This is a genomic window from uncultured Kordia sp. (assembly GCF_947489565.1).
Lineage (GTDB): Bacteria > Bacteroidota > Bacteroidia > Flavobacteriales > Flavobacteriaceae > Kordia.
This window is the reverse complement of the sequence record NZ_CANLEA010000012.1, coordinates 150881-170295: the sequence shown is the minus strand read 5'-3', so window position 1 is coordinate 170295 and position 19415 is coordinate 150881. Positions and strand designations below refer to the sequence as shown.

Annotated in this window: 9 protein-coding genes; 7 read left to right on the top strand and 2 right to left on the bottom strand. The window is 32.2% G+C overall.

Annotated features, from left to right (window positions below; translation table 11 throughout):
• Nucleotides 1-6: 6 nt before the first annotated feature.
• From Q0845_RS17145 to Q0845_RS17130, 4 genes are all read left to right on the top strand, one after another.
• Nucleotides 7-1605 (top strand): helix-turn-helix domain-containing protein, encoded by a 1599-nt coding sequence (locus Q0845_RS17145; RefSeq protein ID WP_298515816.1) that lies wholly within the window; start codon nucleotides 7-9, stop codon nucleotides 1603-1605.
• 116 nt (nucleotides 1606-1721) lie between these two features.
• Nucleotides 1722-1907, top strand: a complete 186-nt coding sequence (locus Q0845_RS17140; protein ID WP_298515813.1) for a hypothetical protein — start codon at nucleotides 1722-1724, stop codon at nucleotides 1905-1907.
• Nucleotides 1908-1978: 71 nt separating this feature from the next.
• Nucleotides 1979-4165 (top strand): prolyl oligopeptidase family serine peptidase, encoded by a 2187-nt coding sequence (locus Q0845_RS17135; RefSeq protein ID WP_298515811.1) that lies wholly within the window; start codon nucleotides 1979-1981, stop codon nucleotides 4163-4165.
• Nucleotides 4166-4404: 239 nt separating this feature from the next.
• Nucleotides 4405-4983: a hypothetical protein gene (locus Q0845_RS17130; protein ID WP_298515809.1), complete on the top strand. Its 579-nt coding sequence runs from the start codon at nucleotides 4405-4407 to the stop codon at nucleotides 4981-4983.
• 282 nt (nucleotides 4984-5265) lie between these two features.
• Here the strand turns inward: Q0845_RS17130 and Q0845_RS17125 are convergent, their stop codons facing one another.
• On the bottom strand, nucleotides 5266-12291 hold the full coding sequence (locus tag Q0845_RS17125) for a matrixin family metalloprotease (RefSeq protein WP_298515807.1): 7026 nt from the start codon (nucleotides 12289-12291) through the stop codon (nucleotides 5266-5268).
• 317 nt (nucleotides 12292-12608) lie between these two features.
• Nucleotides 12609-14192 carry a 7TM diverse intracellular signaling domain-containing protein gene (locus tag Q0845_RS17120; RefSeq protein WP_298515804.1) on the bottom strand — a complete coding sequence of 528 codons (1584 nt, stop codon included), beginning with the start codon at nucleotides 14190-14192 and terminating at the stop codon, nucleotides 12609-12611.
• A 652-nt stretch (nucleotides 14193-14844) separates the two neighbouring features.
• On the opposite strand from Q0845_RS17120, the gene Q0845_RS17115 reads away from it, so the two are divergent.
• The 3 genes from Q0845_RS17115 to Q0845_RS17105 all read left to right on the top strand — a co-directional run bounded on the left by Q0845_RS17115 (nucleotide 14845) and on the right by Q0845_RS17105 (nucleotide 19357).
• Nucleotides 14845-17337 (top strand): T9SS type A sorting domain-containing protein, encoded by a 2493-nt coding sequence (locus Q0845_RS17115; RefSeq protein ID WP_298515802.1) that lies wholly within the window; start codon nucleotides 14845-14847, stop codon nucleotides 17335-17337.
• A 354-nt stretch (nucleotides 17338-17691) separates the two neighbouring features.
• The gene (locus tag Q0845_RS17110; protein ID WP_298515800.1) at nucleotides 17692-18378 is read left to right on the top strand and encodes a tetratricopeptide repeat protein; all 687 of its coding nucleotides are present in this window, start codon (nucleotides 17692-17694) and stop codon (nucleotides 18376-18378) included.
• Complete coding sequence (locus tag Q0845_RS17105) at nucleotides 18341-19357, top strand: tetratricopeptide repeat protein (protein ID WP_298515797.1); 1017 nt, start codon at nucleotides 18341-18343, stop codon at nucleotides 19355-19357. Before Q0845_RS17110 ends, Q0845_RS17105 begins: the two co-directional genes overlap by 38 nt.
• Nucleotides 19358-19415: the final 58 nt, after the last annotated feature.

Here is a 19415-nt window from a genome sequence, read left to right as displayed (position 1 = left end):
CAATCTATGCCAAAAAAGGATTCGCCAAACCAGGCTGAATTACAAATGGCTTTACAGAAAGCAAAGCAGACTGAAAACACCTCAGAAATTGCAAATGCTTACTTTGAATACTCAGAATTTTACCTGAGAGATATGGATGAGCTATGTATAAAATACAGCGATAGTATTATATTTCTTACCAAAGATTTAAAAAATAATAAAAGATTTCCTGCAGACGGATATAACCAAAAAGGAAGGTATTATTATCGACTTGGGAAGTATAAATATGCACTCAACAACTTCACAACGGCATTAGATCGTGCACCCGAAAATACCTTGCTTCATGAAACGATTAATTTTAATATTGGTTTAATCAAAAATACCATCAAACGACATGATGAATCTAAAAAAATATTTAAACAATACGTCAATTTTTTAGAATCTACGGAACATAAAGAGGAAGCCAAAAGGTACAATAGAGCATTATTTGCACTGTCACATTCATATACATATACAGGAGAATTTGATTCTGCATCCTATTATATTAATAAAGGAATGAAAAATAGTATTGCAACCAATGATCAAGGAAGCTATAATTATTTTGTGTTAAATGCAGGAATTAACTCGTATTTTAAAAAGGATTATAAAGTTGCACGCGATAGTTTGATAAGAGCAAAAGATTTATTTACCAATGATGAAAACCAAATACTATCGTTAGCCTTTGCACATTTATTTCTAGGGAAAACGAACAAGGCTTTACAAAAAAGTAGTATTAAAAACTTTATAAAAGTCGATTCTATATTAGAAGAAACTAGAGACGTAATGCCTGAACTCTTAGAAACCTATAAGTATATAAAAGAATACTACAGCGAAAAAGGAGATCTGGAAAAACGTCTTTTCTATGCAGATCAGCTTATAAAATTTGACAGCATTTCTGAAGCAAACTATGAAGACTTGGTGAAAAATATTGTGACCAATTATGACAATAAGATTCTAGAAAAAGAAAGAGATAAAATCATCAAGGAAATAAAAGAAAAAGACAATGTAATTATTATTGTATTGCTATCTTTATTATTGGCTTTTGCAGGTGCTATTTATTACTTTTTTAGAAAACAAGTAATTCACAAAAAGCGTTTCCATAAATTGCTAGAAGAGCAACAAAAGAAAAAGGAACGTGTAGTACAAGAAACCAAAAAGGAGCAAACGGTTAAAGAAAAGCCAGCTCCTATTGAAAATACGATTAAAGAATTGCCAGAAGAATTGGTGAATGAAATTTTGGCAAAACTTGAAAAATTTGAAACAACAGATAAGTTTGTAAAGAAAAAATACACGTTACCTCAACTTGCAAAAGAGTTAAATACGAACGGGACTTACTTATCAAAAGTAATTAATGAAGCAAAGCAAGTAAACTTTTCTAATTACTTAAATCAACTAAGAATTGAATATGCTATAGAGCAAATCACACACAATTCTCGTTTTAGAGAGTATACTATTAAAGCGATTGCTGAAGAATGCGGATTTAAGACGCAACAGTCCTTTTCAGCAGCTTTTTACAAAAAAACAGGGATAAAGCCTTCGTTTTTTATACGGCAGTTGAAAAATAAAATTAAAAATTCAAATACTTGATAATCAGTATTTTGAAGTTTTATTTTTCATTTAAAATTTATAAATATAGTGTAGTTTCATTTGCTTTTTTACTAATAAAGGTCATACATTTGAGTATAACATTAAAACGAAAAAGAATGAGAAACCAAACTACATCCCTAAACAAATTGCTATTATCAAAGATGAAAATAGCTACAGTAAGTGAACAGCAAATGATTTTAGGTGGTGACCGTAAAAAAAGAGGTCAATCAAAAACAGGAGATACCAGACAACAATTATTTGGACAATTCCAAGCTCAAGAAGATGAGATGGTATTTATGTGAAATCATATTAGAGTGCTAAAAGTGTGCAAGTCCTTTACCAAGATTTGTACACTTATTAATTTCCAGATTTTATGAGTAAAAAAGTGCTAGGTATTATTTTTATCATTCTCATAAGTTGTTCAAAAGAACATTCATTTCAACGAACTGTTCCTGCGAGCATTCAAGATAATACTACAGAAACATATCATGGGAAAGTAATTGCTGATCAATTTAGACCGTTAGAAAATATGAAAGATTCTACGGTTCTTAATTGGTATGAAAAAGAAGCGAATTATGCACAAAGTATACTCAAAAATATCTCAGGTCGTAACTCGTTCCGAAAGCTAACGAATGCTTCAAACATTCAAGTTTCGGAACTGACTCTGACCAATGACAATCATTATTACTATTTAAAAAAAGAAGGGAAAGAAATTACTGCGAAGCTCTATTGCAGATACGAATTGCAAGGAGAAGAAATTCTAATTTTCGATCCTGATAGCTATCAACTCGCATCAGATAATACTTATTATATCAACTATTTCAATCCAAGTTGGGACAATAGTAAAATTGTGATTAGTCTCTCCAAAGATGATCAAGAAATCTCTGAACTCATCATTTTAGATATTAAAACAAAGAAGCAACATCCGCAAGTAATTCAAAATGCTTGGCCAGCAGCACTCGGTGGCATACGTTGGTTGGCTGATGATAGCGGATTTTTCTATGAATACATTCCTGAGACTGATAGTGAAGCCGCAGGTTATTTAAAAAATGTAGAAACCATTTTGTATAAAATTGGAAGCAATCCAACAAAGCGAAATGTATACTTTTCTAAAAATAACAATCCAGAAATACAAATGAATTCGGGAGATTTTCCTGAAGTGATTTTGCAAAATCCAGAGGACAAATATTTGTTTAGTAATGTATCTGGAGCAAGTGCATATTATGAATATTACTATACGGAATATGATAATTTGTACGATAAAAAAATTATATGGAAACCTTTATTCAAGCAAGAAGATAAGGTGCCATTTTTTTATGTAATGGAAGATGAGGTGTATTTTGTAACTGCTCGAAATGCGTCTAACTTTAAGATATGTAAGACATCATTAAAAAACCCAGATGTCCAGAATCCGGAAGTATTAGTGGAAGAAGATCCGAAAGCTACCATTTCTGATTTTGTACTGACCAAGGAAGGATTATTTTTTGTAAAAACGAAAAATGGAGTGTCTTCCAAGCTATATAAATTACAAGAAGGAAAAACGGAAGAAATTCCAATTCCGAAACCTGCAGGAGCTATATATGTACTTTCTAAAGGCGCTAAGTATGATGATTTATGGATTGAAATTAGCGGTTGGACAACGAATGAAGTGCGCTACAGATACAATTCGCAAGAAAATACATTTGTAGAAGAAAGTATATATCCAAAGACAAGCACAGCGAATTACGATGATATTATTGTAGAAGAAATAGAAGTGCCGTCACACGATGGCGTATTGATTCCGTTATCATTAATTTATCACAAAGACACTCAAAAAAATGGAAATAACCATGTATTGATGCGCGGTTATGGAACCTATGCTTTTTCACTGTCGCCCGAAGTAAATCCGTTGATGATGCACTGGATTGATAAAGGAGGAATTTATGCAGTTACACATGTACGTGGCGGAGGCGAAAAAGGAGATACTTGGCACAAAGCAGGATTTAAAAAGACCAAACCAAACACTTGGAAAGACTTTATTGCATGTACCGAATATTTAATTGATGAAAAATATACCAATCCAAAAAAAATAGCTGCTTGGAGTTCAAGCGCAGGCGGAATTTTAATTGGACGCGCTATTACAGAACGTCCAGATTTGTATGCTGCTGCTATTGTGCGCGTTGGAAAGCTAAATACCTTGCGTTCTGAAAACACACCAAATGGACTCAACGGCATCAAAGAATACGGAACTGTTAAAGACCCAAAAGAGTTTGAATATTTACTAGAAATGGATGCATATCATCACATAAAAAAAGGAGAAAAATATCCGGCGTTATTACTAACAGCAGGAATGAATGATACAAGAGTTCCTGTATGGCAGCCTGGAAAATTTGCAGCCAAAATGATTCAAGCCAATGCAGCCAATACACCAATTGTATTTAATATCGATTTTAAAAGTGGACATGGTTTTGATGCAAGCGCAGAAAAACGAAGCACAGAATTGCAAGACATGTTGTCTTTTGCATTATGGCAAACAGGACATAAAGATTTTACATTAAAAGAAAGCTCACTTACAAATTAAAGATTGCTATTTTTTATTTTCCGAAATTGAAAATACGTATATTTTTACTAACTCAATCCAATAGAAAAGTCAGACGATATCGTTTGGCTTTTCGCTTTTTAGTATTATTAATTACTAATAAACTTGACTCTACACAGGAATCTCTTTAGTTTTGAGTACATTCAACATATTTATTAATTATTGGATTTTGAATGAAAAAGTTATTATATATAATATTATCGGTATTAATGATCTCTTGTGTGAAAACACGAGATCATAAACCGCAATTAAAGATTAATCATAACGAGACGGAGAAAAAAGAAGTGATTGAAATTATTGATTTAGTTAAGAAAGGCAAACAACCAATAATAGTAGATTCTCAAAAAAGTTTAGCCGATTTTCAAAAATTTGCATTAAACTATTCTCCAAAAAGAAAACCGAATTTAGGAGTAGCAATGTTACCAGAGACTCCTGATTCAATATTAAACGCAATTACAATTTTGAAAACTTCACAACCAGAAGAATTTGAAAAGTATTTAATTTTAATCTTTGTAAAACTTTATAGCGCTCATTTAGAATGTTGTCATCAATCTTATGAAATGAGAAGAGAATCAGCTTATGGACTTGATCGCACAAAAGATCCGCTGATTTATGAATTTAATCTATTATCAAAAAAATACCCAAATACTGATGAATGGATTGAGATTTTTTCTTCGGGAGATTCCCATTCTTATGTTATGTCTAATAAGCATTTACTTGATTTTCCACCGATAAAAAAACATATCAAAATAATTGAAAAAGTTTTTAAAAATATTGATGAAGGAGTATATTGGAAATAACAAAAAAAGAAAAGCAAACCGAAGTTCGTTATAAAAGTTTGTTAGAAATGACATGCGTCATTTTTTGTAAAGTCACATGTAGCCCAAGTATCACAAACAATAGTTTCGCTTACTGATATTGGGCAATGATTACAAGAATTGAAAACTGTTGGAGCTGGGCACGATCCTCCTAACATCGTTATTTCAGCTTTTTCTCTCGTTAGTTGCTCAAAATTAGAAATTGAACTTTTGTTAAGTTTTCATGATGGTGTAAGTTTTTTTGAGTTTTTACTCTATTATTTCTTATTCATTAGAGGTGTTTTCAGGTGCTTGCCCATTAATTTGATAGGTGCTGAAACCTAGAAAATTACTCGGATGCGCCAATACGTTCTGTAATACAAAAGGTGTATCAGGATTGGTTCCAGAATATTGAATGATACCATCCATATTTACATCATTAGTATTGTAACCTGTAATACTGTACGTTGGGAAATTTAAAAAGTTTCCAGCATCATTGAGCACTGCCGATAAAATATCTGGTGTATCTGGACTCGTTCCTGAATATTGCACGTTATTATCCTCATTACAATCGCCTGCCCACATGGCAAGTACATCGTCTGGCATACCAGAAGTTGTCTGCGCATTAGTTCCATAGGTAATCTCCGTATTCGCATCGGTAAAGTTGATGTTATTGATAGGACCACTTGACAATGTTGCAGCCGTTACTGTCATCACACCTAAGTGATTTCTATGTTGTACAGCCACATAATTTGTACCATCTTCTAAACTGAAGACTAAATCTGAAGTTCCATCAACGTCTACCACATCACCATCACGTTGCAGTAAGGCAGATTGTGAATATGTTACCATGGTATTATCGGTTGCATCGCGTAGTTCAACAAGTACCCAATCGACAATAGCATCATTTCCTGTAGTATCAAATACTGTTGCGTCACAGGTTAATCCGTCAGTGTATGGACTTGTGGTTGGTATCAATCCTGCAACTCTTAAATCGTCTCGCATAAGGTTTTCTTCTCCTGTGTTTGGATTTAGTGCTGCACCTTGTAGAAAGACATCGATTGCTATTGTATAATCTGTTGTACAAGCAGTTTCGCTAAAGCTAAGTGTGCCATCAACAAGTGTCCAATTTGTGGTACTGTACGATGCTTCATCTACTAAAACACAAGTTAAATCTGGATTGTTATAACTTGCGAAATTGTTGATGTTAGTATTATTCCCATTCTGAATATTTACACTTACAAGCGCATTATCATTTACTAAAAACCATTCTAAAGCAGTATTAGCCGAAGCATCTAGTGTCGTAATCGTGTTATTGTAACATACTAATTCTTCTAGAACTGTATTCGCAACAATATCTAGACTCGTTAATTGGTTATCGTTTACCCATAATTTTTGAAGTAATGTATTAGAAGAAACATCAATTGTTGTTAAGAGGTTATTGCTTGTATATAACCATAACAAAGCTGTTTGACTGGAAACATCGATTGAAGCAATACTGTTGTCAGAGAAAAATAAATATTCTAAAGCTGTGTTGTTGCTTATATCTAAACTATTTAGATTATTTGATTCAATATTTAAATACGTAAGATTCGTATTATTGGATAAATCTATGCTTGTTAGCGTGTTATTTGCAATAACAAAAGTGGCTAAGTTTGTAACAGATGAAACATCTATAGTACTCAGACTGTTGCTGCTCAATGCTAATGAATTCAGCATACTTAAACCGTTTAGATTTACGCTTGTCAATCCATTACTACCACATTGAATTGTTTCTAAATTGGTATTACCGCTAAAATCTATAGTGGTTAAGTTTGGATTGTTATTGCAAATAAATGTCACTAAACTTCCGTTGGTTGGTAAGGTTAGTGTAGCTAGCTCATTCGAATCTAAATCTACCGTTTCTAAAAGTAAATTATTGCTTAAATCTAATGACGTTAAGTTATTTACTTCAGCATCCAAATCAACCAACGCGATAAAATCTTCAATTCCTGTTAAATCGCTAACGCCTAAACTACTTACATCTAATGAAGTTACTCCTTCAATATATACTGTAGGCACTTGATTGTCTCCAGAAATATCATCATAACCTAAGCTTTCTAGTGTCGCTTCAAAAATAGTATCAGGAATTGCTGTGTATGCAACTATACATTCTGTTTCGTTAAACGTTGTTTGTGAGTCGATGGAAGTCCAATTCGTAGCACTATAACTAGCATCATCTACCAAAATACAATCCAAGAACTCATTCCCATTTGCTACAAAAATGTTTATATTAGTATTGTTACCATTTTGAACGTTCAGGGAAAGTAGCTCATTTCCAGAAACTCTCACTTCACGTAATAAAGAATTGTTTGATAAATCAATAGTTGAAATATGATTGTTGTAGGCTCTAAATCGAGTAATTGAAGGAGAATTACTTACATCTAGTGCCGTAAGTTCGTTTCGATCTATTTGTAAGAAGACTAAGTTGCTTTGATTGGTTAAATCTATTGAAGTAAGGTTATTTTGTTCTATTCTTAGGTCTGTAAGTGCAGTATTATTTGTAAGATCTATTGTTGTTAAATCATTAGATAGTGCCCTTAAGCTTTGTAAATTAGTAAGGTTAGATACATTTATAGTGGTAAGATTGTTATTGGAACAATACAACGTTTCCAATGCCACAAAATCTTCAATTCCTGTTAAATCTGAAATATTTAAGCTGCTAACATCTAAATTGGTAAGGGTTTCAATTTCGGCTGTTGGCACTTGTCCGTCGCCTGAAACATCATCCGTAATGAGTGCTTCTAACGCAGTTTCAAAGTTAGCGTCTGGAATGGCTGTATATCTACAATACGTATCACTAAAACTCGCCTGACTATCAATGGTAGACCAACTAGAGGTACTATACGAAGCATCATCCACTAAAATACAAGTTAAGCTGCTATTATTATTTCCTTGAAAGGAGATAACATCCGTATTTGCACCATTTTTCACATTAAACTCTGATAAAATCACATTGTTTGTGACTTGAAGTGAATCCATCAATACATTTTGGCTTACATCAACCGATGCTATATTGTCTAGGTTATCTAGTGTTAATACTCTTAGTAACGAATTTGTACTCAAATCAATTTCAGTAAGTGCATCATTATCAGTTACAAATAATGCATCTAACTGGGTATTTGCTGAAAGATCTAACGTGCTAAATGCATTATCTTCAGCTTTTATTCTTTCTAATAATACACAACTAGACACATTCAAACTTGTCAAATTTACATTGTCAGATATGTTTAATTCTTCCAAATTGGTATTGTTGGTCAGATCTACAGAAGTTAAATTATTAGTAGAAGCATTCAATTTTTGAAGTGCGGTAAAATCTTCAATTCCCGTAAGGTCAGCAATTGATCTATTCGCTAGATTCAAATTTGTAATTACTTCAATTAGCGCTGTAGGCACTTGTCCATCTCCCGAAACATCATCTGCAATAATAGATTCCAATCTCGTTTCAAAATTAGCATCTGGAATTGTGGTATAACGGCAGTATGTTTCACTAAAACTAGTATTTGAGTCAATAGTCCAGTTCATTGTACTATCTGCAGCATCGTCTACTATAATACAGGATAGATTGCTATTATTTGTAGCGTCAAATGTTTGGATTAAGTTATTTGTTCCGTTTTGGATATTTAGTTCCGTTAATTCATTATCACTAACTTCTACATAGGTTAAGGCTGTATTAGAAGTGAAGTCTAAGCTAGAAATTTTGTTAGCGAATAATGTTACATTAGTTAGCGAGGTATTATTACTGGTATCTAATGTCGTCAAAGCGTTTGAATAGACGATTAGTTCTTCCAAATTTGTGTTTTGAGAGATATCCAAACTTGTAAAACCACAAGAAAATGCTTCAAGTCTTGTTAAATTTGGATTATTCGATACATCTAATGTCACAATATTGTTGTCTGATATGACCAATTCAGTCAACGCTGCAAAATCTTCAATTCCCGTAAGGTCAGTAATACCTTCATTGTCTATAGATAAATTTGTAATTCCCTCAATTAATGCGGTTGGCACTTGTCCATCACTCGAAATATCATCATAGTTTTGCGCTTCCAAAGCTGCTTCAAAATTGGCATCTGGAATGGCTGTATATTCGCAGTAACCTGTTTCTGTAAAACTAGTTCCGCTATCAATATTTCCTGACCAATTAGTGTTGCTGTAATCTGCATCATCCACTATAATACAGTATAAATTTGGATTTTCTGTTAGAAATAAGGTGGTGAGGTTTGTGTTATTACCATTTTGTAAATTTAGAGAATTCAAATTGGTATTGCTAAGTCCAAGCGTTGTCAACTGTGGATGATTACTCAAGTCTAAAGTTGTAATCGCCGTATCATTTAAATATAATGATTCTAAAGCTGTATTATTTGAGATATCAGCAATAGTAATTAGAGAGTTTCCGCCTACAGAAAATGCAAAAAGCAATGGATTGTTACTAATATCAATAGTACTAAGATTATTGTCTTGTAACCATAAACGCGTAAGTTGTGTATTATTACTTACATCTATACTTGTTAAATTATTATTTCCTGCAAAAATGGTTTCTAATGCTAGATTATTTGTAACATCAAGGGATGTTAACGAATTATTAGTGATAGTTAACTCTTCCAGCGCAGTAAAATCTTCAATTCCTGTTAGATCAGAAATATTTAGATTTGAGACATTTAAACTTGTTACATTTTCTATCAAACTAGTGGGTACTTGTCCATCGTCTGAAATATCGTCATAACCTAAGGTTTCTAGGGTAGCTTCAAAATTAGCATCTGGTATAGCTGTATATTTACAGTAAGCGGTATCACTAAAGCTTACAGTTGCATCAATCTGAGTCCAATTGGTGCTACTATAATCGGCATCGTCTACCAAAATACATTCAAGACTACTGTTTCCGGTATTATTAAAAGCAGTAATATTGGTGTTATTTCCATTTTTGATATTAAATTCAACAATATCATTATTAGGAAATGCGACTATAGCCAAATCTGGGTTTCCGCTTAAATCGACAACAGGAATTGAATTGTTTTGTGCATAAATATTGATCATTTCTGGGTTATTGGTAAGATCTAATGAGGTAAGCCCATTGTCTCTACAAGCAATATGATATAAAAGTATATTATTACTTAAATCTATATCTGTTATTGAATTGTATTGAAACCCTAAACTCAGTAGGTTGACATTATTGCTTAAATCTATAGCGGTTACCGAATTGTTTCTGAAAGATAAAGCCTCTAAATTGCTATTATTAGTAACATCCAAACTTGTCAGCGAATTGTATTGTAAAGACAATTGCCTGAGATTAGTGAGATTAGTGACGTCTATAGTAGTAAGTGAGTTATTGTCGGCATCTAAAGTTTCCAATGCCACAAAATCTTCAATACCTGTTAAATCATTAATAGATTCTCCATCTACATTTAAACTTGTAATCGTATTGATACTATCTGTTGGCACTTGCCCATCGCCCGAAATATCGTCATAGCCCAACGCTTCTAAAGCGGCTTCAAAGTTACTATCAGGAATGGTTGTATATTCAATGACAGTCAGTGTTGCATTATCACTATTGATAAATTCACCGCATTCATTTTCAAGAAACACTCTAAAAAACTTGTTATTATCACTTAAGTTAGCACTGTTTATGGTTAATGTTGTAGTAGTGGTGCCCGAGTAGTCTGTACCATCGGAAAGTACTGACCAGCTATTACCATCAGAACTTGAAAACCAAAGCGCATCAATATAATTTGAAGCATTTACAGAAAATTGTCCAGTTGCTCCTTCGGCTAATTCTAAATCTGATGGTTGACTGCTAATGCTAATAGCATCACAACACTGTATACTTTCGCTCATCGCTGTATTTCCACAACCTATTGATTCCGTAAAAATATCCATCGTGTAGACCGCACCGTCAATATCATTTTGATCTAATACGTACTTTTCATCACCAGCGCCCAAACTGTAGTGCATTATCACATCTGAATCAATCACATGACCTAACTGATGCGCATGTCCTAGTTCATGTAAAGCAACAGTTTTAAAATCATATTCAGAAGCTGATGGCACTCCACTTCCATAGTGCCAATTGGTATCATCATTCCAAGTAATGTCCATTTCATCAACTAGAACTCTATTGGTTGTGCCACAATAGGTTGTAAAACGTGTGGTTACACTTCCTAGTACACCAGAAGCTAATTCACTTCCATTATCAAAACGAACAATGTTAATCCCATCAGAAACAGATTCGTCAGTAGTTGTTGTATTCCCGAATGAGAAATTAATATTAGACTCACAATTCCATAATCCGAATGCTTCTTCAAAATAGGTTTTTGCACTACTTGAATTAAAATCGGTATGATATGCAAATGTATATCCGCCATTTCCGTCATCATCTTGTAGTGCTAATGCCAAAATTGTTCCTGAATTGTCTAAATTGTTATGACTATACGTAATTGTCAGAGGAACTGAAGTATCGTGTGTAGATCCGTCTGAATGTGTAATTCTAATAGCGCCCGTACCTGCTAAGTATGGTATTTGGACTTCAATGACAGTATTTGACCAACTCAAAATCTCAGCATCTGCAGCTGGAGTAAACGTTGCTCCTCCATCATTTGCATTGCTAAAACTCATGGTTCCCATGGTAGATCCAAAATTAGTACCTGTAATAGTCAATACCGTTTGTGTACCTGCGGTAGCTGTTAAAGGAGAGAAACTGTAGATGATAGGGTTTGCGCGCATCGCCATAGTTCTATTCTGTAAAGGGCGTGCTTGTAGTATTCGTTCCTTATTTCCTGTAGCTCTCCTAATGGAAGGATACAATTCACCATCAAGAGATGAATATTTATTGAAAATATCTGATGCTTTGCCAGTAAATTTGTCGTACTTAACAACACCTTGAGCTGCTCCGACCAATTCATATAGGCTTTCAGTAACAGCAATTTGACCTCTAAAACTTTTCATGAAAAATGTGCCCACCATTCCTGGCTGAAGATTTGCTGAACTAGAGGTTCGTTGAAAATGATCATCAACTTTTCCTCCCACGGTTACTACCTTAAAGGTGACATTGCTTTGTCCTTTAAAGCTTTTGTATGCAGTTATGGTATGTACCGTATAGATGTTATGCTTATTAACATCCCAATACGCATTACTTGCCATGACTTTTCCCTCAATAATGTGCGTAGCTTCATTGCTGCGTTCTTGAATGGAAAGAGGTGTCATTAATGTGCCACATTCTTGGGCAAAACCAAAAACACCAATGATAAGAAATAGTAGAAGTGAAAATTGCTTTTTCATTTGTAAAGTAGATAAGTTTAATTATGGGATTTGTGATGTGATAGCCAGCGCTGTATGACTATGCAAGCAAAAGAAATAAAGAATCTTAATACGAACTAAAAATGAAGGGGGACAATGAGAGGGACAGGTATTATAAGTGCTGATTTTGTGATATTTAGGAAAGTGTCAAATGAAATAATATTCTCGCTTAAAGTATGTTGATGTAGCGAGTTTTTAGCTAAAATTACAGCTCAGAATACCTTTTTTGATGTAACTTTTCTAGTGTTAAATCAGAAAGATTTGTAGTAAATGTTTTGAGAAAATAATTAAGTGAATTACTATATAGTATTTAAAAAATGTTCTAAATCTTTATCTGCGGAGAGTTCTAATTTTTTTCGCAATCGATAGCGAGCTTTTCTAACGGCTTCTACTGTAATATGACGTAGTCTGGCAATTTCTTTTCTGCTTAATCCCATGTGGATGTATGTGCAAAGTTCTAAGTCGGTTTCTGTTAATTTTGGAGCACTCGCTTTTAGGCGCTGGATAAAATCGTAATTCAATATTTCGATATCATTTTTTATGATATTTAGTTGATTATCCTCCAACAATTCTGACCTAAGATTCTTTATGATTTCATCGACAGATATACTATCATCGTAGGTAGTCTTTTTTAAATCATCTACCAATTCTCGTTTCGATTTTAAATGATGATAAGATTCATATAGCAATTTGGAAATTTCTTCTTTCTTAGTCTGTACCTGTTGGTTCATCTTTTCAATTTGTTGCGCCATATTTTGGAACTCAACTTCCTTTTGTTTTCCTATTTTTTGATTTAGATATACCTGAAAAGCTACATATGTCAATAAACCAAGATTGACTAGAAATGCTGTTTGAATAACTAACATTGCATTCAGGATATCATTTGTAAAGGTGATGGTAAGAAAAATTAAATTTAAAAGTATGAATCTAGCAAAAGGTCTTTTATCACGAAGCGCCTTAATGATGAGGAAATATCCTAAAAGAAGATATAATAAACCTAAAAATTGAAATACCGGAGCGCTGTACGTAGCATAAAAAACGGGAAATACTAAAACGTACACAATCCCTATGCAAGGAATTATATTGAAAACCAATGCTGCTTTCTTTGAAAAGTAACCACGAAAAAGATGATTGTGATACAGAAAAATTAGCGCAAGTCCACCGTAATAACAAATGTATCTGAGTTTTTGGGCGACTTCAAAAGACATTTCTGGAAAAAGTTTAAGAATAAAAGTATCTCCAACAAATAATTGTCTTGAACCTCCTACTAAACAAAAAAGTCCGAAGTATAAAAAATACTTTTCTTTTTGAGAATTTGTGTAGGTTATAATTTGAAAAACTCCAAACAGAAGGATCAAGAAAGTGACCAAAATTTCTAATGCAGCTCTTCTTTCTTTCGCTTTATAAAAACTATCTTTTTCTACGATTGTATTTTGAAGTGGGAATCCACCTCCGTGACGACTATTGAAACTTGAAACCAAAAGCATTACATCTAGCAGTTCTTCTTTTGGCATCTCAACTGTTAGCGCAGGAATTGCGTCTTGAGATGTAGTATCATTTTTTGATAAGTTTCCGTGAGTAGCGTATTTTTTACCATTCACCCATACTTCTGAAGCTCCTAAAACTCTAGAAAAATTTAGTATAATTTGTTTTTCTTGGTTATCTCGTTGAATAAAAAAACGAAATGTTCCGAAACCTTTTGGTGAATATGCTTTCTTTTCCCAAACAGGGCTTGGCCATTGGATGGTGTCAGCTTTAGTGAGTAATTCCTTTTGAAAAGCACCTTTTTCGGTTAAAGGCCATTGTTTCCAATAAAAAAGAGAGTTTCCTTTAATGACAAGCTCTTTACCTTTTGAAACTTGATTCGTTTTCAAATGTATCACGCCTTTTTCTAAAACCGCAAGACTCTGATCATCAGAAACACAGCCAGAAAGCAAAAAAAACAGGAAACCTGGTAGTAATATCTTAAAAAAGTAAAATCTATGCGAGCACGATCTCATGATACTAAATTAATTTGTCGCAAAGGTAATTTAAAAATAAAAAGTGATACACTTATTTGCAGAAGTTAACGTCAAAAAAAGGATCGTATCAATCCATTTAAAAAATGATAAAAAATAAGAAAGACTTTCTATTTATCGTAAAGCTTCTGTCTTGTCGCCCTGGCAAGATTTAAGAAAAGTTTGTTTTAAAAAGTATTTTTGTCTTTTGAAAGTATTTTAACTCAATCATAACCATTGTTTACTCATTCTTACTTTCTATAAAACATAAGATGACTTACTATTGATGAGCAAAAAGAAATAACCAACAAAAATAAAGTCTTTTTTAAGCACTTAGTTTCATAAAATATATCACGCGGCTTGGCATAAAACAAGCGATGATTTAAAAATCAATATCTATATTCAACAAGTACAATAATCAAATCACAAAATTCAGAATACAGAATTTTACAACTCTTTTTGTAACGTTTAACGTTAAACCTACACGTATGTTTTATATCATTTCATATAAAAAAAACCACTAAAAATTACGAATTACATGAAAAACAAAATTACAATTGTTACCTTACTTTTCAGCATACTAATCAATGCGCAAATTAATTTTAATAATGAAGTTTTTGTCTTAAATGAATCACATCTATCTCAAGATGCTACCGCTCTGATGACAGTCGATTTGGATAATGACAATGACAAAGACTTAGTTATAGCTTCTTATTATGATGATTCCATCATTTGGTATGAGAACATCAACGGAGATTATAGATACTATGAACGAAAAATCATCTCAAACCTAGTTGATGTACCTTCTAGTTTAACACACGCCGATTTGGATAATGATGGTTTTGAAGATATTATTGTTGCAAGTCCTTCTGACAACAAGTTAGTTTGGTTCAAGAACTTAGGAAATAGCACATTCTCTTCAGAAATAGTAGTATCTAATGAAGTCAGTGGACTTTTATATGTGAAAACATTAGATTCCGATAATGATGGTGACATCGATATATTTACTGGCGGTTACGGAGATGAATTACTTTTCTTAGAAAACCTAAATAACGGAACTTTTGCCAGTCCAACAATTTTATACGACTCCAGTTATAATTTAAAAATGATTAAAACAAAAGATTTAGACAATGATGGAGTTGTAGATATTATCTCTGCTCATGATGATGGAACTGTGTATTGGGCTAAAAATCTTGGAAGTAATAACTTTGGAAGCCGACAATACATTACTGGAAGTTCTAATGATGGAAACTCACTTGCTTTTTTAGATGTAAATGAAGATGGATATTTGGACGCTATAACTGTGAGAAGCTATGGCACCGATGAACTTCGGTTTACTTTAAATCAAAATGGAACGTCTTTCAATTCTTCTAATCCTATAACCATTGATCCTTTTGTTGATGGTGCACGTGAAATACAAATTAAAGATATGGACAATGATGGAAAAGAAGACATTATTCTTTCATCTTGGTCAAATGATAATATTAGTTGGTATAAAAATTTAGGTACAGTTCCTCCAAATGCAGATGAATTTGGTCTGAAACAACTTTTAGTAGATAATGTTAGCAATCCAAGATCATTTTCTATAGAAGATATTAACAATGACGGAACTGAAGATATTATTTCTACTTCCTATGCTCCATACGGAGAAACAGACTTTATTTACAAAGTTTCTTTATTTGAAAGTCAAACTACAGGAAACGCATACGACGAAATCATTTTAAACTATTTCTATAGTGCAATAAATGATGTAAAAGCAAGTGATCTTAATAATGATGGAAATGAAGATATGATCATTGCTTCTGATGCTATACTTTGGATAGAAAATTATGGAAATGAAAGTTTTAGTTCATACAAAGTAATTTCAACCATAAACGATAATGATAGATTTGAAGATATTGAAATTCTTGACATGAATTCTAATGGTTTTAATGATATTGTTGGACTAAGAGCAAGTGGTATAGAAATTCTACACAATCAAGGAGATGAAACTTTTACTAAAGTTCTAATACCATATTCCAATTCATTACGAGATATTGAAATCAATGATGTTGATGGAGATGGTATTAAAGACATCATTTTTACTATAAGAGAAAATAATAATTACAAAATTGGTTGGATCAAAAATAATGGTGATTCCACCTATGGAAATGTAGCTATCATTATCGAAAACATGACTGGACTGCAACCTAATAAAATTACCTCTGGCGATATTGATAATGACGGTGATTATGATATCGTTATTAGTTCTTTCAATTATTCCAGAATACAATTATTAAGAAACAACGGCGCAGGTGTATTTACTTTTGAAACTATCATATACTCTTCAACAACAAACGCGATCGTTTTAGGTGATGTAGATAATGATGGATATTTAGATATTATTTCTGGAGGATTTAGTACTGGGAATAAAGAACTATTTTGGATTAAAAACAATGCAGGTACCTTTGCCGCTACAAAAACAGTTATAGACAATACGGTTGGAGCTTCTGAAATTGAATTTGCTGATTTGGACTTCAACGGTTACAAAGATATAGTCTGTGTATATCATTCACCAAGTGCTTATGGAAATAATGAAACTATTTTTTACTATCTAAATGATGGTGTAAATTTTGGAAGTAAAGTATTAATAGATGCCACTGGAAATGCTGGCAGTCTTGACAGAGACATTGTTTTAGCCGATTTAAACAATGATAACAAGTTAGATATAGTTACGAGTTTTTATTTTAGTAGAATGCTTGCTTACTATATCAATTCTTCGACGCTTTCTGTTGAAGAATTTGGCGACGATGCCACACAAAATTTTACGGTATTTCCCGTTCCATTTTCAGATAAACTATCTTGGAAAAGTTCTCAAGAATATTTAATGAAGAAAGTTAGTATTTATGATATGCTTGGAAACAATATATTGAATAGTAATAGCTTCGCTAATAATCAAATAGATCTGTCTTCATTAGAAAAAGGAGTTTATATTATTACATTTGAAACAGCAGGTAAGTTGAAATTATCCAAAAAAGTTATAAAGAAATAACCTCCTAAAATAATTTTCATCTACTTCTAGTACATTCACTTATAAATAGTATATAAATTACCTAAAGCGCAACAAAATTTTGTTGCGCTTTTTGATTGGAAAATTTTTTATTGTGAATGTGAACCTTCAAAATTTTGATTCTTTTGGCGGAAGATTTGAGAGCGATTGGATTGTTTATGAAAAACCAATATTCTTAGATTTAATAATAATCTGTTGAAAATATGATACAATTAATTAAGAAATAGCAACTATTTTAATCTTTATACAAATCAAGCATCATAAAAATACGATCATCAATTACTCTTTTTACTTCTTAATTTATAAATTTACAAAAGTACAAGCCCAAATAACTCTATGATTTTCAATCATTCTTTTCTTTTTTTAACTAAAATAAAGTATAACAAAGTCTTATGTTGCCTAGCTCCATTATTCTTTTTTGTTTTCTCATCAAATGCGCAAAACGATAGTATTGAAGTTGAATCTTTGTATGACTTAGCAAGTTCAGAAAAGTATACAAGCCTCCAAAATTCTAAACTCAATTTTGAAAAAGCAGTAAACATTATTAATGAGCGAATACTAACTAAAGAAGCAAAAAATCCTTATTTTTTATTAAAAAAGGCTTTAATTTTAGATGAGTTGGGATATAGCTATAGAAAAAAAACAAATTATACCTTAAGTCTTAAGGTTATACAAGAAAGTTTAAAAATTAAAGAAGCTATTGGAGAAACATTTACTTTATGTCGTTCTTATCGAAAATTAGGCAGAATTTATCATCATACTAAAGATAGTATTAAAGCTTTTCAATTTTATACCAAAGCCCTAGATTTAGCTAAAAAATACAACAATAAAGAAGAGGTCGTAAATATCTTAAATGCATTTGCGGTCTATTACACCAACAAAGACCTTGAGCAAACTAAAAAATTCGCAAATAGCGCTTATACATATGCAGATTCAATAAATTTTAATAAAGGAAAAGCTTTAGCATTAGCAAATTTATCTGGCTATGAACGTCGTAAAAAAAAACTATGCTGCTGCGCTTAATTATTCTAAGCAAGATTTAGAAATAAGCATGACGAGTAATAATAAGATAGGAATGGAAAGGAGCTATAAAGCATTAGGATATGCTTATAGAAAATTAAAGCAACCCAATAAAGCTATTTTTTATTATGAGAAATCATTAGCCTTAGTTAATGAAATGGGATTAGAAAATTTGCTAGCGAATCGTTATTTATCTTTAAGCAATGCGCATACTGACTTAAAAAATCATGAGATCGCTTTCTCCTATTACAGATTATACAAAAGGCATCAATTCAAAGACTTAAATATAAAAAAAGTTAAAGAGTTTGCTGAGTTAGATGCAAAATATGCTTATGAAAAACAAAAAACTATTGATAGCTTAAGAATTGTAGAAAAACAAAAAATTAAAGAAGCTAAAATTAAGGAAGAAGCCTCCATTCAATTTTGGAAGTTTACAACGATTATAACAATCATCTTTGGTCTTATTTTTACAACCGTTCTATTAATCTTACGCAAAAGAAAAGAACAAATAAAGCTTGAAAAACTTCAGAATGAAATACTTCAAAATGAAATTAATTATAAAAAGAAAGACCTAAAACACCTTGCATTAGATATTACTAACAATAAAGAATGGGCATTGATTTTAGCTGAGAAGTTAAAAAATGTAAAATCTTCCACGGGAAGAAAAAGAGCAAACGAACTGGACAATCTGGAAACTGAAATTAAAAATAAAATTAAAGTCAATGAGAGTACCGAGAACTTCCATAATCAAATAGATATATTGAGCAGCTCTTTTTATGAAAAATTAAAAAATGATTTCTCCAACCTTACAAAAAATGATATAAGACTGTGTTCTTTAATACGTCTTAATATGGATACCAAACAAATAGCTACGTTGCAAAACATAAATCCATCTTCTGTAAAAATGAACCGTAATAGGCTTCGAAAAAAACTAAATCTTACAGCGAGTGATGATTTGCATGAGTTTCTAAACTCATATTAATAACTCTCCACAAGCTTCTGTAAATCATAATTTTAAAGTTTAAATATTTATAACTGTA

Bases quoted from the DNA above. Each gene is read 5' to 3' on its own strand.
- Q0845_RS17145 (WP_298515816.1), top strand. From the start codon at position 7: ATGCCAAAAAAGGATTCGCCAAACCAGGCTGAATTACAAATGGCTTTA.
- Q0845_RS17140 (WP_298515813.1), top strand. From the start codon at position 1,722: ATGAGAAACCAAACTACATCCCTAAACAAATTGCTATTATCAAAGATG.
- Q0845_RS17135 (WP_298515811.1), top strand. From the start codon at position 1,979: ATGAGTAAAAAAGTGCTAGGTATTATTTTTATCATTCTCATAAGTTGT.
- Q0845_RS17125 (WP_298515807.1), bottom strand. From the start codon at position 12,291: ATGAAAAAGCAATTTTCACTTCTACTATTTCTTATCATTGGTGTTTTT.
- Q0845_RS17115 (WP_298515802.1), top strand. From the start codon at position 14,845: ATGAAAAACAAAATTACAATTGTTACCTTACTTTTCAGCATACTAATC.
- Q0845_RS17110 (WP_298515800.1), top strand. From the start codon at position 17,692: ATGATTTTCAATCATTCTTTTCTTTTTTTAACTAAAATAAAGTATAAC.
- Q0845_RS17105 (WP_298515797.1), top strand. From the start codon at position 18,341: ATGAACGTCGTAAAAAAAAACTATGCTGCTGCGCTTAATTATTCTAAG.